The organism is Rhodopseudomonas sp. B29 (assembly GCF_000333455.1).
Classification (GTDB): Bacteria; Pseudomonadota; Alphaproteobacteria; order Rhizobiales; family Xanthobacteraceae; genus Rhodopseudomonas.
Genome location: NZ_BADD01000371.1, coordinates 1 through 14242 on the forward strand (window position 1 = coordinate 1; position 14242 = coordinate 14242).

The following is a 14242-nucleotide window of genomic DNA, read 5'->3' on the forward strand; positions in this document are numbered from 1 at the left end:
TGAGGCCTCTGAAGTTGGTCGGCATGACGTGGTGGTGGAAGCTCATTTGTCGGCGTGGGTGCCGAACTCGTCGAAGAAGCGGCGCTGTGTGAACAGGAAGACCAGCAGCAGCGGCGCCGCAATCAGCAGCGCGCCGGCGAGCAGCGGGCCGTAGTCCGATCCGATTTCCTGGGTACGAAACAGCATCACGCCGAACGGCGGCGTCGCCTTGGCGGCCGACGTCACCACTACCGATGGCCACAGCAGGTCGTTCCAATGCGCGACCAGCGAGATCATGGTCAGCGCGCCGATCGCCGGCTTGATCATCGGCATCAGTACGACGAACAGCAGTTCCCATTCGCCGAGGCCGTCGAGCCGCGCCGCATCGAGGATTTCGTCGGGCACGCCGAGGAACGCCTGCCTGAACAGGAAGATCGCCACGCTGGAAATTGTCCACGGCAGGATCAGGCCGAGATAGCTGTCGATCAGTCCGGCGTAGGCCGCCATCACGAACAGTGGCAGCGCCAGCGCCGCCGGTGGGACGATCAGTCCGATCAGCACCGCACTCCACACGATGCTTCGTCCGCGAAAGCGGAGCTTGGCGAGCGCATAGGCGCAGGGCACCGCAACCGCGATCTGGGCGGTGACGATGGCGCCACAGACGATCACGCCGTTGATCAGGAAGTGGGGCAGCGGTGAAGCCGTCAGCGCCCGGACGTAGTTGTCGAAGCCGATCCAGTGCGACGGCAACAGCCGAAACTCGGACGCGAACATGTCGGCGCTCGACATGAACGACAGCCGCAGCGCCCACAGCATCGGGCACAACGCGCAGAGCGCCATGGTGCCGAGCAGCAGGTGGCGGAGCGCCTGGGCGGCGATCGAGGAGCCGGGTCTCATCGCTGTGCCTCGCGGCCGGCGAAGCGCCATTGCAGCAGGCTGGCGGCGGTGACGACCAGCAGGAACAGCACCGTGGCGGCGGCCGCAATGTTGGTGCGGAACAGCTGAAAGCCCTCGACATAGATGAAGTAGAGCAGCAGCAGCGTCGACTTCTCGGGGCCGCCATGGGTGATCACGGCGACGGTGTCGAAGGTGCGCAGCGCGTGGACGGTCTCGAAGAACACGACGAAGATCGTCATCGGGACGAGATGCGGCAGCGTCACGTGCCAGAGCCGGTCGAAAAATCCGCCGATGCCGTCCAGCACCGCGGTGTCGTGCAGCTCCGGGGGGATCGATTTCAGCCCCGCGAGAAAGAACAACATGGCGAAGCCGAGCTCCGCCCACACGCCGATCACCGCCAGCACCGTCAGGGCGAGATCGGGATCCTGCAGCCAGTTATTGGGTGCCAGATGCAGCAGCCGCATGATCTGCGGCAGCGCGCCGACGGTCGGGCTCAGCAGCATCTGCCAGGCGATCGACATCGCCGCCAAGGTGGCGACCGTCGGCATGAACAGCACCGCCCGATAAATCCGCGCCATCGGCCCGACATCCATCAGCAGGACGGCGGCGAACAGGCCCAGCACGGTCGTCGCCGGTACGACTATCACGACGTACTGGACGGTGTTGACAACTGCCTTGCGGAAGTCGGGCTCCGATAGGAGCGTCCTGAAGGTCTCGAGGCCGGTGTAGTTCGCGTGGCCCGCGCCGATCTGCCAATCGGTGAAGGCCGTCGCGAGCACAAGGGTGGCCGGCACGAGGATGAGGACGATGAGCAGCAGGGCTGCCGGCGCGATCATCGTGTAGGGAATCCAGCGGCCGTCAGCCTTTTGCTGCGGCTGGTCGCGTGCTTCGATCGGCGCGGCGAGGATCAGTGTCTCAGCCATGCAGCGCCTCCGGCAGCGGCTCAGCCTCAAGACGATCTCCCTGCGCGTCGAAGAACAGCGCGCGCTGGATCGTGATGGCGATCGTCTGGCCGCAGCGCCACGCCGCCGGATCGACGATGCGTGCGGCGAGGCTGTGGCCGTGCTCGTTCGTCACATGCAGCAGGCCGTCGTGGCCGTGGTCCTCGATCCGCGCGATCGTCCAGCGCGGGCCTTTGACAGGCGCTGCTCGGACCTGCAGGTGCTCTGGACGAAACGCCATGGTGGCGCTGCCGATCGGCACGACAACATCGGCGCCCAGGGTCAGGCCTTCGAGACCGAAGCGGCCGGCCGCACTGTCGACGGCGAGCCTGTTGATGGTCGGCGATCCGACGAACTGCGCGACCGCCAGGTTCGCGGGCGCATGATAGATTTCGGACGGGGTGGCGTAGTGCGCGATGCGGCCGTCCAGCATCACCGCGACACGATCGGAGATCGCGAAGGCTTCGGACTGATCGTGGGTGACGAAGATGCAGGCGACGCCGAAGCCGCGCAGGATCTGCACGATCTCGTTGCGGGCCTGCTCGCGCAGCTTGGCGTCGAGGCTGGACAGCGGCTCGTCGAGCAGCAGCAGGCGGCAGTCGCGGATCAGCGCCCGGCCGATCGCGACGCGCTGACGCTGGCCGCCCGACATCTTGGCCGGCAGCCGGTCGAGCAGGTCGCTGATCCCGAGCTTGCCGGCGAGCGTCTCCACGTCGCGGGCGATCTTCTGTTCCTGCCGGCGCGCGTCGCCCATCAAGAATCGCGGCGCTATCTTGCGCAGCGGGCTGGTCAGGCGCTGCATCCGCGTCATGCGGCGTACCCGCAGCGGCAGCGCGAGGTTTTGCCGCGCCGTCATCTGGGGATAGAGCGCGAGATTCTGGAACACCATCGCGATGTTGCGCCGGCTCGCCGGCACGTCGGTGCAGACGCGGCCGTCGATCTCGACCATGCCGCTATCAGGTGCGTCGAGGCCCGCGACGATGCGAAGCAGTGAGGACTTGCCGCAGCCCGACGGCCCGAGCAGGCTGACGATCTCGCCGTCGCGAACTTCGAGATCGATGCCCCACAGGATGGCTCGGGCCCCGATCGATCGTGAGATCGACGACAGTCTCACCGACGGCATGACAACTCCTCTCCATGACATTGTTAGTTATAGATCGGGTGTTTGTCAGTTTTGCAAAGCTGGTAGTTGATGCGCCGCCGCCGGCGTGAACTTCCGGCGGCAATGCTTGTTGGAGCTGGCGCGTCGATTAGGAGAAGGCCGGAGTCATCGGCTCCATCGGAATGATAAGCGCCTTGCGGTTGGGTATGTTGACGCCGCCGCGCACGGTGCCGCGCGTGATGTGAATCCAGCGCTCGGCGATCGCCGGATGCAGCTCGCGGCCTTCGGGCAGCGAAATCCAGATGCGCATCAGATGGCGCTTGTCGGCTTGGTTGGGCCAGTCTTCGAACGCGGTGCGCGAATGAAACACCACGTGGTTGTGGACGAACTGGAAATCGCCCGGCTCGAACGGGATCCGCACCGCGAATTGCGGGTCGCAGCACAGCGTGAAGAACAGATCGAGCGCGCGCTCCTGCAGCTCGGTCAGCTTGGGCGCGTCTTCGAAGCGCTTGGCCGAGCGGATATAGTCCGGCAGCGGCGCGTAGCCGGTGAATTCTCCGTTCTGCCACATGAACACGGGAATACGCATCCAGGGCTGCTTGCCTTCCGGAATCTCGCCGCGACGATCCACCGTCACCGGCTGATACAAGGCGCGACAGAGATCGGGGTCACGACGCATCATCTCGTCGTGCACCGCGATGGCGCTGCACAGCGCGCTCTCGCCGCCGTGCATCGCAGTGTGCAGGCACAGCAGGCCGACGACATCGCAGGCGTCCGAGTGAAACGACAGTTCGGCGGAGGTCTGCGTCAGGCGCTTGTTGTAGTCGTTGACGTCGGTGCCGATGTCCAGGACGTGGCCGATCATGTGGCCGTTGCGGTTCTGCGGCACGACGTCGCCCAGATGCGCCGATAGGCCGAAGTACATGCGCATCACGGTGTCACGGTCGTAGTTCTGCACCGGCAGGCCGCGCATGTAGCCGAAGCCGAAGCGGTTCATGATGTCGTGGCGCAGAAGCTCTACTTTCCGAGATACCAGGGGCAGCGCGAAATTGTCCTTGCGGATGTCCAGAATGGCGAGACCGTCCGAACGGCTCTTCTCGGCGGCGGCTTCGAGTTCGGCAATGTCGTCAGGGCCGAGATGGTGAACCCAGCTCGTGTCCTCGCTCAGCTGCGCGGATTGCCAGGCGAGCGGTCCTCCGATCGGGCCGGGGGCGGGGGAATAGTCCGGAATTCTCACGGCGATGTTCATGGCACCTCCTTGGCCGCGGCGTAGCCGCAGCGCGTTGCTGTGGGGGTGGTAGCTGCGGCCGGCCGCCGTCACCTGATGCAGCCATACGTGCGGCATGTGACGCCGCCATCGCGTTTCGCTAATCGGCGCTTATGGGCGACAACGCCGGCTCCTTATGGGCCATGAAAGCCTGGGCCGAGAGTTTGAGTTCAGTGATGAAGGCGCGAAGGCCGCCGTCCGGCACCTTGTCGCCGCGCATCACCAGGCACAGATGCCGCTGCAGCGGTGGCATCAGCGGCCGGCGCAGAAATCCGTCGCTGCTGCCGGACGCAGCAAGCTCGGGAATCAGCGACACGCCGAGCCCCGCACCCACCATCGTCTTGATTGCTTCGACGCTGCCGAGCTCCATGGTGGGGATCGGCTTGATGTTCTGGGCGGCAAACCAGTCGTCGGTGATGTCACGGGTGCGGCCGCCGGGCTCGAACAGGATCAGCGGTGGGCGCGCGAGGTCGGCGGCGCAAAGTTCGGCGGGCATCTGATAGGCCAGCGACGGCGGCAGGATGCCGATGAAATCTTCGGGAAACAGCGGTTCGACTTCGAGCGCGGCGCTCGGGCGCAAACGTTCGGACGTCACCAGAGCCAGATCCAGTCCGCCGTCTTCGACCGCCTTGACGAGTTCGTTGACGTTGCCGGTGACGACCAGAATCTGGATCCCCGGATTGCGTTCGCGGGTGCGGGCGATCGGCTGCGGCAGAAAGTGGATGCAGGCCGTCGCGCCGGTTCCGATCCGCACGTAGCTGGCCTCGGCCTCGCGATAGATCGCGACCGACGGCTCGATCATGTCGATGCCGGCGAGTGTGCGTCGCACCGGGTCGACCAGCGCCACGGCCGCGGCCGTCGGCAGCAAGCGAATGCCGACGCGCTCGAACAGCCGGACGCGCAAAACCTTCTCGAGTTCCTGAATGTGCTGACTGACGGCGGGCTGGCTGATGCCGAGCTGCCGCGCCGCCGCTGAGGCGCTCGAGGTTTGGACGGCGAGCAGGAAGATCCGCAATTGGCGCAGCGTCAGGGTTTGCCGCAAGTCCGTGCCGAGTCTCGCCATCCTGTTCAACCGTTTGACCTGGATACCGTCGCGATTGACAATAGTTTGCGTGACAGGCGTGTGATCGGGGCGGATCGGACCTGGCGTGGCGAAGGCTGGGGAGCCGGTCGGCGAGCGCTCTCGGCGGGGCTGGACCGTTGCCAATTCGGCCCTTCTCTGCCATAAGCCGGTCCTTCATCGCCCGGCTGATCAAGGGCTGCCGTGGCGATGGCCCCTGCGCGTGACTGCCCACTTTGGGGAAAATCGCGCAATTTCAACGCTCTAGCGAGCAAATCCGCTGCGGCAGGCGCCTTCCGGGCGCTGTTCGTCGTGGCACCAGGAGAGCCAAATGCCCAAGTTGAAGACCAAATCCGGCGCCAAAAAGCGCTTCAAAGTCACCGCCACCGGCAAGGTGATGTCCGCCCAGCGCGGCAAGCGCCACGGCATGATCAAGCGTACCAAGAAGCAGATCCGTCAGCTTCGCGGCACCCGCGCGATCTTCAAGACCGACGGCGACAACATCAAGAAGTACTTCTTGCCGAACGCCTGACCGTTCTGGCCGCGCAAGCGCGCGGCAACCTCATCATCGGGCCGCGTCCGCGCGGCCAAGCAAACCCAATTCAGATGAAGGAGATCAGTCATGGCTCGCGTCAAACGCGGTGTGACGGCTCACGCCAAGCATAAGAAGGTCTACAAGCTCGCCAAGGGTTATCGCGGTCGTCGCAAGAACACGATCCGCACCGCCAAGGCCGCGGTCGACAAGGCCGGCCAGTACGCGTTCCGCGATCGCAAGCGCAAGAAGCGGACGTTCCGCGCGCTGTGGATCCAGCGCCTCAACGCCGCGGTGCGCCCGCTCGGCATGACCTACAGCGTGTTCATCAACGGTCTCGCTAAGTCCGGCATCACCGTCGACCGCAAGGTTCTGTCCGATCTCGCGATCAACGAGCCGGCGGCGTTCCAGGCCATCGCCGAGAAGGCCAAGGCCGCGCTCGCGGCCTGAGGTTCAGTCGAGGCCGCGTTGCCGGCCCCGACGTTCGACCGGGTTGACCGTCATCGCCGGGCTTGACCCGGCGATCCATCTTTCGAGAAGCGATGGATGCCCGGGTCAAGCCCGGGCATGACTTCTTGAGGGGAACGGCGGTTCATGTCCAATCTCGAAAACCTACAATCCCAGATCCTCGCCGATATCACCGCCGCTTCCGATGAAGCCGCGCTCGAAGCGGTGCGCGTCGGCGCGCTCGGCAAGAAGGGCTCCGTCTCGGCGCTGCTCGCCACGCTCGGCAAGATGGATCCCGAGCAGCGCAAGACTGAGGGCGCGGCCATCAACCTCGCCAAGGACTCCATCAATGCGGCGCTGATTGCGCGGCGAGACGTGCTCAAGGCGGCTGCGCTCGATGCCAGGCTGAAGGCCGAGACCATCGACGTCACCCTGCCGCTGCGCGAGCCGCTGGCCGAGCAGGGCCGTATTCATCCGCTCAGCCAGGTGTGGGACGAAGTCACGACGATCTTCGCCGACATGGGCTTCGCAGTCGCCGAAGGTCCGGACATCGAGACCGACGACTACAACTTCACAAAGCTGAACTTCCCGGTCGGCCATCCGGCGCGCGAGATGCACGACACCTTCTTCTTCAATCCGAAGGAGGACGGCTCGCGCCTCTTGCTACGCACGCATACTTCGCCGGTGCAGGTCCGCACCATGCTGAGCCAGAAGCCGCCGATCCGCGTCATCTGTCCGGGTCGTACTTATCGCATCGACTCCGACGCCACTCACACGCCGCAATTCCATCAGGTCGAGGGTCTCGTCATCGACAAGGGCAGCCATCTCGGCCACCTGAAGTGGATCCTGCACGAGTTCTGCAAGGCGTTCTTCGAGGTCGATCAGCTCAACATGCGGTTCCGGCCGTCGTTCTTCCCGTTCACCGAGCCGTCGCTGGAAGTCGATATCCAGTGCCGCCGCTCGGGCGGCGAGATCCGCTTCGGCGAGGGCGAGGACTGGCTGGAAATTCTCGGCTGCGGCATGGTGCATCCCAACGTGCTGCGCGCCTGCGACATCGATCCCGACGTGTACCAGGGCTTCGCCTGGGGCATGGGCATCGATCGTATCGCGATGCTGAAATACGGCATGAGCGACCTGCGACAGCTGTTCGAAGCCGACGCGCGGTGGCTCGCTCACTACGGCTTCAAGCCACTGGATATTCCGACGCTGGCGGGGGGACTGAGTTCGTGAGTCAGGCTGGCGCGGTGCTTGGAGTAAGTGCCCTCACCCCAGCCCTCTCCCGCAAGCGGGAGAGGGAGCAGGCAGCCGCTCGCGGAAGCTCATTGCCTAGTTAAAGACGATTTGTCGTTGAGATGATTGAAGCCCTCGCAACCCGGCACGACGCGCTCCCTCTCCCGCTTGCGGGAGAGGGGTGGGGTGAGGGCGACACGGGCACGGAGCTTGCGATGGATGATCCGAAGCAACCAACCTGGAACGTGTCGTCAAGTCAGCGCCGCCATGCGCGCGAACTGCGCAAGAAGTCGACCGATGCCGAACGGCTGATGTGGTCGGCGCTGCGCGACAAGCAGCTCGACGGGTTCTCGTTCAAACGCCAGGTGCCGATCGGGCCGTATATCACCGACTTCGCATGCCACGCGAAAAAGCTGGTGGTCGAGATCGACGGCGGGCAACATTTCGCCGATGACGCAGAGCGCAGCGATGCGGCGCGGACTGCAGCGATCGAAGCCCGCGGGTTTCGCGTAATCCGCTTTAGCAACGCCGACGTCATGAGCAATCGTGCCGGCGTGCTGCAGAGCATTGCGACCGAGCTTGCCGCAAGTGCCCTCACCCCAACCCTCTCCCGCAAGCGGGAGAGGGAGCGCGCCGAGCGTGGGGCGAAGCCGCGGCCTGAACCGGGCAAGCAGAGCTCGACTTCGGAAGATTCGGACTAACGACATGATCCGCAGCCTCTCAACCCGGCGCAGTGCGCTCCCTCTCCCGCTTGCGGGAGAGGGGTGGGGTGAGGGCGACACGCGGCCGAGCCTCGCTATTCAGCACGACACACGCACCGTGCCAGACGGAAGTAACCACCAATGAAGCTCACGCTCTCCTGGCTGAAAGATCATCTCGACACCGTCGAGCCGCTCGAGAAGCTGGCCGACAAGCTCACCATGATCGGGCTCGAGGTCGAGGACATCGTCGACAAGGCGGCGCTGCTGAAGCCGTTCGTGATCGCCAAGGTGCTCACCGCCGGCAAGCATCCGAACGCCGACAAGCTGCAGGTCTGCAGCGTCGACACCGGCGCCGGCGAGCCGGTGCAGGTGGTGTGCGGCGCGCCGAACGCGCGGGCCGGACTCGTCACTGTGTTCGCGGCGCCCGGCACTTACATTCCGGCCAAGGACTTCACGATCGGCGTCGGCAATATTCGCGGCGTCGAGAGCCGCGGCATGCTGTGCTCTGCAGCAGAACTTGCCATCTCCGAGGATCACGACGGCATCATCGAGCTGCCGGCCGATGCGCCGGTCGGCGCCGCCTATGCGGAGTGGGCCGAGCTCGGCGATCCGGTGCTCGATATCAACCTGACGCCGAACCGACAGGACTGCGCCGGCGTGCACGGCATCGCGCGCGATCTCGCTGCCGCCGACATGGGCAGGCTCAAGGATCAGCCCCTCAAGCCGATCAAGGGCGAATTCCCCTGTCCGGTGAAAGTCACCGTCGAAGACGAGGCGCTGTGCCCCGGCTTCGCGCTACGCTTAGTTCGCGGCGTCAAGAACGGTCCGTCGCCGGAGTGGCTGCAGAAGCGCCTCACCGCGATCGGGCTGCGCCCGATCAACGCGCTGGTCGACATCACCAACTACCTGACGTTCGACCGCTCGCGTCCGCTGCACGTGTTCGACGCCGCCAAGGTCAAGGGCAATCTGGTGGTCCGCCGCGCCAAGGACGGCGAGACGCTGCTGGCGCTCGACGGCCGCACCTACACGCTCGATCCGTCCGTTTGTGTCATCGCCGATGATCACGGCGTCGAGTCGCTGGCCGGCATCATGGGCGGCGAACTCTCAGGCTGCTCGGCCGACACCACCGACGTGCTGATCGAATCGGCGCTGTGGAACGAGATCAACATCGCGCAGTCCGGCCGCAAGCTCGCGATCAACACCGATGCGCGCTATCGCTTCGAGCGCGGCGTCGATCCGGCCTTCATGGTGCCGGGGCTGGAACTCGCCACCAAACTGGTGATGGAGTTCTGCGGCGGTACGCCGTCGGAGGCGATCGTCGTCGGCAGGTCGTTCGGCGATGACCGCGTCATCGACTTCCCGCTCAGCGAGACCAAGCGGCTCGCCGGCATCGATGTGTCGCTCACCGAAGCGCGTCGCATCCTGACGCATCTCGGCTTCATAGTGGCGGGCCAGGGGCCGGTGGTGAAGGTCGCGGTGCCGTCGTGGCGCAGCGATGTTCACGGCAAGGCCGATATCGTCGAAGAGATCGTCCGCATCGTCGGCGTCGATCAGGTGCCGATGGTGCCGTTCGAGCGCGGTGACAAGCCGCGCAAGCCGGTGCTGACGCCGATCCAGAACCGCACCCGCCGCGCCAAGCGCGGGCTCGCCGCGCGCGGGCTGACCGAGGCCGTGACCTGGTCGTTCATCGGCAAGGATGCAGCCGAGCTGTTCGGCGGCGGCCAGGCCGAGCTGGCGCTGGCCAATCCGATCGCGTCCGATCTGTCCGACATGCGCCCGTCGCTGCTGCCCGGACTGATCGCGGCGGCGCAGGCCAATGCCGATCGCAGCTATCCGGATTTGGCGCTGTTCGAAGTCGGTCAGGTGTTCAAGGGTGACAAGCCGCAGGACCAGATGATGGCCGCCAGCGGTGTGCGCCGTGGCGTCGCCTCGTCGGCCGGTCTCGGCCGGCATTGGTCGGGCTCTGCGCCGGCGAGCGCGCTCGACGCCAAGGCCGATGCATTCGCGGTGCTGGCCGCCGCCGGCGCGCCCATGCAAGGCCTGCAGGTTGCGACGAACAAGCTGCCGGGCTGGCTGCATCCCGGTCGCTCGGGTGCGATCCAGATCGGGCCCAACGTGCTCGGTTACTTCGGTGAGCTGCATCCGCGCGTGCTCGAAGCGCTGAAGGCCGACGGGCCGGTGGTCGCGTTCGAGGTGATCCTCGACAAGATCCCCGATGCGAAGCAGAAACCGACCCGCGCCAAGCCGCAGATCGAGCTTTCGGCCTTCCACCCGGTGTCGCGCGACTTCGCCTTCATCGTCGATCGCAAGGTCGCGGCCGCCGACCTGGTCCGAGCCGCCCAGAGCGTCGACAAGAAGCTGATCACATCGGTCGGCGTGTTCGACGTTTATGAGGGCAAGGGCATCGATCCCGACAAGAAGTCGATCGCCATCGCGGTGACGCTGCAGCCGCGCGAAAAAACCATGACCGACGCCGAGATCGATGCCGTCGGCGCCAAGATCGTGGCGGAAGTCACGAAGAAGACCGGCGGCGTGCTGCGCGGGTAGTTGGTTGGCGGACTCAGTCCGCGTGTGTCGCCGCCGCCGAACTACCTCGGCCAACGCGGCGCGGAATCCGCTGAGCGCGGCTGCTGCGTGCGGCGGCGTTTGCGCTTCGGTTCGGGCTTCTCCGCCACCGGTGCCTTCGCTGGGCCGAGGCGTTTCAGTGCGGCGTCGGCGGCGCGTTCGCCGCTGTCCCACGCGCCCTGTACGGTGCCGTAGAGAGTGTCGCTGGTGGCTTCGCCGGCGATGAACAGATTGCCGAGCGGCTCGGCGAGAATGCGCCGCGCGCCCTGGCTGCCGGGTGCCGCAGCCGATATCGCGCCGAGGATATAGGGCTCGGCGTTCCAGCGCGTCACCGCGACGCGCTCCACCGCCCGTTCGATATCGCTGCCGAACAATTTGCTCAGCCATTCGATCGCGAATGCGCGCATCGCGGCCTCGCCTTGCGCGGAGAGGTCGCGGCCGAAGCTGCCGCCGACGCCGACGGCGGACAGCGTCGAGCCGCCGATATTGGCGTGCAGCGATGCCGTGCGCGGGCCGTCGCTTTGTTCGATCAAGGTGTCGTCGCGCGACAGGCCGAGCGGGTTGCCCTTGAACTGCAGCGCGATGCGATCGAACGAACCCAGCGACAGTTTCGCCGCGGCGTCGAGCTGCCGCTTGGGAAGTTCGGGCTTGAAGTCGATCTTGCCCGAGGTCAGCACGTTGGTGGAGGCGGTGACGATCACCGCCTTGGCGGCGATCTTGCCGGCCGCCGTCTCGACGCCGATGTCACGGCCGCCCCAGGTCACGCGGGTGACCGGCGTCGACAGCGCGATCGACAGCGGCGCACCGAGCCGCGACAGCAACGTGCCGAGCCCCTGCGGACAGCCGATCATGGTGTTACGCGACTGTGCGGCGCCGAGATCCGCCGCGGACAGCGCTTCGAGATCCTTGCTGGCATTATACGGGCCGAGCACGAAGCGCACCGTCGAGGCCCAGTCGCCGAGATCGTTCGGCAAGGCCGCGGACGCCGCGACGTCGGTCTTGCCGCGCCCGGCTTCGTCGATGGCGCGGCTGGCACGCACAATCGTCGCCAGCAGATCCTCGGTCTCACGCGCTCGCGCGTTGCGCCGGCCGATCCGCAGCTTCTGTCCCGCCGGCGCCGGCGCGATATCGACACCGACGCTGCGCGCCACTTTGACGATCGGGTTGCCGTCCGGATTGTAAAGCCAGCGGGCGCCGCGATCGAACGGCGCCGCGAAGGTCGCGGTGTCGGTGATGCAGCGGCCGCCCGGCTGGGACGCCGCCTCGACGATCAGGGCTTTGCGGCCCGCGGCTTCGATCCTGCGGGCGGCGGCGATACCGGCGGCGCCGGCGCCTATGACCACTACATCGACTTCGCGCGGCAACGCGGCGAGAGCACGCCTGCCCAAAACAGGGAGGAGTGCGACCCCCGCAGAGGCTCCGAGCAAGCCTTCGAGCAGGCGGCGTCGCGACATCGTCATGGCATGGTTTCCGAGGGCTTGTGCGGCGGGACCGGTCTCGGCGCGGAGCGATTCAGCAAGGCGTGCGTTCACAGCAACTTGCCGCAATCGCGAAGGACCGGCAACCCGCCATGGTGAACGATTGGTGAGGACCGCTCAGGAACCCGGTGAACTAAAATGGCAAGGGCTTTCGACCACCATGCTGCGACGTCGCGATGGGGTGGGGAAGCCAGCATGGGCCTCGTGCTCGACGCCATCGGCAAGCTGATGGCGAACTACCTGCAGAAGGAGGAGCCGGGGTATGAGCCGTTCACCCCGAGCAATCCCGATCAACTGCGTGACATGCTGCAGCCCGGCGACGTCCTGCTGGTCGAAGGCAACAGCCGCATCGCCGGTATCATCAAGTATTTGACCCAGTCGACCTGGTCGCACGCCTGCCTCTATGTCGGGCCGATCGACGGTGCCGTCGCGCCGAACGGCGAGCCGCATGTGCTGATCGAGGCCAATATCGGCGAGGGTGTGTCGTCGTCACCGCTGTCGCGGCATCTGAACTATCACACGCGGGTCTGCCGGCCGGTCGGGCTGTCCTATGAGGACCGCCATACGGTGTGCCGCTACGCCATCAACCGCATCGGCTTCGGCTACGACACCAAGAACATCGTCGATCTGGCGCGCTACCTGTTTCCGATGCCGGTGCCGCAGCGTTATCGCCGCCGCATGATCGCGCTGGGCTCGGGCGATCCGACCAAGATCATCTGCTCGGCGCTCATCGCGCAGGCGTTCGACGCCGTCCGCTATCCGATCCTGCCGAAGATCACCACCGCCGGCAGCCGCAACGCTCGGCGCGAGATCCTGCATATCCGCGACTCGTCGCTGTACATGCCGCGGGATTTCGACATCTCGCCGTATTTCGAGGTCGTCAAGCCGACCATCATCGGCGGTTTCGACTACACCACGCTGCACTGGGCCGACAAGCAGAAGCCGCTCGCGGAGGTAGCGGATCTGTTCGATCCCTTTCACAAAGGAGTTCACGCGCCGCCGCCGCTCGTTCCTGAAGCGGCTGACGAGACGGCGCCGGCTCGCGATACGGAAGTAGTTGCTTAGTTCGTAGGGTGGGCAAAGGCGCGCAGCGCCGTGCCCACGCGCTCCCTGCATCAAAGCCTAGGTCCGCGTGGGCTTCGCTTCGCTCAGCGCCACCCTACGGCAGATCGATTGATCGCTACGCCACCTGCGCCGCCACCCCGAACTGACCGGCCGTCGGTCCGCCGGCTTTCTGCAGTTCGAGCAAACCGGTGATCTCGGCGTTCGGCCGCGCCTGGCTGAACAGGTAGCCCTGCGCCTCCTGACAACCTTCGGCACGCAGCCACGCGACTTCGTCTTCGTTCTCGACCCCTTCGGCCGTGATAGTGACGCCGAGGCCTTTGCCGAGATTGATGATCGCCCGCATGATCGCCTGCGACTCGCGATTGTCGGCGAGGCCGCGGACGAATGATTGATCGATCTTGATCTTGTCGAACGGGAAGCTACGCAGATAGCTCAGCGACGAATAGCCGGTGCCGAAATCGTCCATCGAGATGCGCACCCCGAGGGCGCGCAGCGCATGCAGCGTCGCCAACACCTGCGGGCTCTTTTCGAGCAGCAACGTTTCGGTGATTTCCAGCTCCAGCCGGCGCGGCGGCAGACCGGATTGTTTCAGCGCGTCCATCACCACGCTCAGGAGGTTGCCGATACGGAATTGCAGCGGCGACAGATTGACGGCGACGCGGACGTCGTCGGGCCATGCGGCTGCGTCCATGCAGGCGGAGCGTAGGATCTGGGCGCCGATGGCGTTGATCAGTCCGGTGTCCTCGGCAACCGGGATGAATTCGGCCGGCGAGATCATGCCGCGTTCCGGATGCGGCCACCGCACCAGCGCCTCGCAGCCTGTGATGCGGCCGTCGCCGAGGCCGATCAGCGGCTGATAGTAGGGCCGCAGCACGTCGTTCTGCAGCGCAGCGCGCAGCTCGGTCTCGATCTTGCGGCGCGCCTGGGCGCGGGCGTCCATGCCGGGCTCGAAGAAACTGAAGGTGCCGCGGGCGTCCT

Annotated in this window: 13 protein-coding genes; 6 read left to right on the forward strand and 7 right to left on the reverse strand. The window is 65.8% G+C overall.

From position 1 onward, the window contains the following. Nucleotides 1–42: 42 nt before the first annotated feature. The 5 genes from I5M_RS13375 to I5M_RS13395 form a co-directional block, all read right to left on the reverse strand. Nucleotides 43–876 carry a carbohydrate ABC transporter permease gene (locus I5M_RS13375; RefSeq protein ID WP_022721860.1) on the reverse strand — a complete coding sequence of 278 codons (834 nt, stop codon included), beginning with the start codon at nucleotides 874–876 and terminating at the stop codon, nucleotides 43–45. Beyond that, complete coding sequence (locus tag I5M_RS13380) at nucleotides 873–1799, reverse strand: carbohydrate ABC transporter permease (protein WP_022721861.1); 927 nt, start codon at nucleotides 1797–1799, stop codon at nucleotides 873–875. Before I5M_RS13380 ends, I5M_RS13375 begins: the two co-directional genes overlap by 4 nt. Beyond that, nucleotides 1792–2940 carry an ABC transporter ATP-binding protein gene (locus tag I5M_RS13385; protein ID WP_022721862.1) on the reverse strand — a complete coding sequence of 383 codons (1149 nt, stop codon included), beginning with the start codon at nucleotides 2938–2940 and terminating at the stop codon, nucleotides 1792–1794. Before I5M_RS13385 ends, I5M_RS13380 begins: the two co-directional genes overlap by 8 nt. A 127-nt stretch (nucleotides 2941–3067) precedes the next feature. Continuing rightward, nucleotides 3068–4264, reverse strand: a complete 1197-nt coding sequence (locus tag I5M_RS13390) for a TauD/TfdA family dioxygenase (protein ID WP_022721863.1) — start codon at nucleotides 4262–4264, stop codon at nucleotides 3068–3070. A gap of 22 nt (nucleotides 4265–4286) precedes the next feature. Beyond that, nucleotides 4287–5249 carry a LysR family transcriptional regulator gene (locus I5M_RS13395; RefSeq protein WP_022721864.1) on the reverse strand — a complete coding sequence of 321 codons (963 nt, stop codon included), beginning with the start codon at nucleotides 5247–5249 and terminating at the stop codon, nucleotides 4287–4289. A 328-nt stretch (nucleotides 5250–5577) separates the two neighbouring features. Between I5M_RS13395 and rpmI the strand changes: the two genes are divergently transcribed. From rpmI to pheT, 5 genes are all read left to right on the forward strand, one after another. Continuing rightward, a complete protein-coding gene (gene rpmI / locus I5M_RS13400) occupies nucleotides 5578–5778 on the forward strand; it encodes a 50S ribosomal protein L35 (protein ID WP_011155610.1) in 201 nt (66 codons plus the stop codon). A gap of 90 nt (nucleotides 5779–5868) precedes the next feature. Further along, on the forward strand, nucleotides 5869–6228 hold the full coding sequence (gene rplT / locus I5M_RS13405; RefSeq protein ID WP_022721865.1) for a 50S ribosomal protein L20: 360 nt from the start codon (nucleotides 5869–5871) through the stop codon (nucleotides 6226–6228). A gap of 144 nt (nucleotides 6229–6372) precedes the next feature. Continuing rightward, the gene (pheS, locus tag I5M_RS13410) at nucleotides 6373–7455 is read left to right on the forward strand and encodes a phenylalanine--tRNA ligase subunit alpha (protein ID WP_022721866.1); all 1083 of its coding nucleotides are present in this window, start codon (nucleotides 6373–6375) and stop codon (nucleotides 7453–7455) included. A gap of 215 nt (nucleotides 7456–7670) precedes the next feature. Next, nucleotides 7671–8156, forward strand: a complete 486-nt coding sequence (locus I5M_RS13415; protein WP_022721867.1) for an endonuclease domain-containing protein — start codon at nucleotides 7671–7673, stop codon at nucleotides 8154–8156. Nucleotides 8157–8297: 141 nt separating this feature from the next. Beyond that, nucleotides 8298–10703 carry a phenylalanine--tRNA ligase subunit beta gene (gene pheT, locus I5M_RS13420; RefSeq protein WP_022721868.1) on the forward strand — a complete coding sequence of 802 codons (2406 nt, stop codon included), beginning with the start codon at nucleotides 8298–8300 and terminating at the stop codon, nucleotides 10701–10703. A 41-nt stretch (nucleotides 10704–10744) separates the two neighbouring features. Here pheT and I5M_RS13425 read toward each other — a convergent pair whose 3' ends face one another. Further along, entirely contained in the window at nucleotides 10745–12181 is a 1437-nt protein-coding gene (locus tag I5M_RS13425) for an NAD(P)/FAD-dependent oxidoreductase (protein ID WP_031336296.1), read from the reverse strand. Nucleotides 12182–12394: 213 nt separating this feature from the next. Here I5M_RS13425 and I5M_RS13430 point away from each other — a divergent pair, with 213 nt between their 5' ends. Continuing rightward, entirely contained in the window at nucleotides 12395–13264 is an 870-nt protein-coding gene (locus I5M_RS13430; RefSeq protein ID WP_022721870.1) for a YiiX/YebB-like N1pC/P60 family cysteine hydrolase, read from the forward strand. A 115-nt stretch (nucleotides 13265–13379) separates the two neighbouring features. On the opposite strand, the gene I5M_RS13435 is transcribed toward I5M_RS13430, so the two are convergent. Then, on the reverse strand, nucleotides 13380–14242 hold an 863-nt coding region (locus I5M_RS13435), incomplete at its 5' end, for a bifunctional diguanylate cyclase/phosphodiesterase (RefSeq protein ID WP_022721871.1).

Excerpts from the sequence above, each read along its gene's own strand:
- I5M_RS13375 (WP_022721860.1), bottom strand. The coding sequence starts at position 876 with ATGAGACCCGGCTCCTCGATCGCCGCCCAGGCGCTCCGCCACCTGCTG.
- I5M_RS13380 (WP_022721861.1), bottom strand. The coding sequence starts at position 1,799 with ATGGCTGAGACACTGATCCTCGCCGCGCCGATCGAAGCACGCGACCAG.
- I5M_RS13385 (WP_022721862.1), bottom strand. The coding sequence starts at position 2,940 with ATGCCGTCGGTGAGACTGTCGTCGATCTCACGATCGATCGGGGCCCGA.
- I5M_RS13390 (WP_022721863.1), bottom strand. The coding sequence starts at position 4,264 with ATGCCGCACGTATGGCTGCATCAGGTGACGGCGGCCGGCCGCAGCTAC.
- I5M_RS13395 (WP_022721864.1), bottom strand. The coding sequence starts at position 5,249 with ATGGCGAGACTCGGCACGGACTTGCGGCAAACCCTGACGCTGCGCCAA.
- rpmI (WP_011155610.1), top strand. The coding sequence starts at position 5,578 with ATGCCCAAGTTGAAGACCAAATCCGGCGCCAAAAAGCGCTTCAAAGTC.
- rplT (WP_022721865.1), top strand. The coding sequence starts at position 5,869 with ATGGCTCGCGTCAAACGCGGTGTGACGGCTCACGCCAAGCATAAGAAG.
- pheS (WP_022721866.1), top strand. The coding sequence starts at position 6,373 with ATGTCCAATCTCGAAAACCTACAATCCCAGATCCTCGCCGATATCACC.
- I5M_RS13415 (WP_022721867.1), top strand. The coding sequence starts at position 7,671 with ATGGATGATCCGAAGCAACCAACCTGGAACGTGTCGTCAAGTCAGCGC.
- pheT (WP_022721868.1), top strand. The coding sequence starts at position 8,298 with ATGAAGCTCACGCTCTCCTGGCTGAAAGATCATCTCGACACCGTCGAG.
- I5M_RS13425 (WP_031336296.1), bottom strand. The coding sequence starts at position 12,181 with ATGACGATGTCGCGACGCCGCCTGCTCGAAGGCTTGCTCGGAGCCTCT.
- I5M_RS13430 (WP_022721870.1), top strand. The coding sequence starts at position 12,395 with ATGGGCCTCGTGCTCGACGCCATCGGCAAGCTGATGGCGAACTACCTG.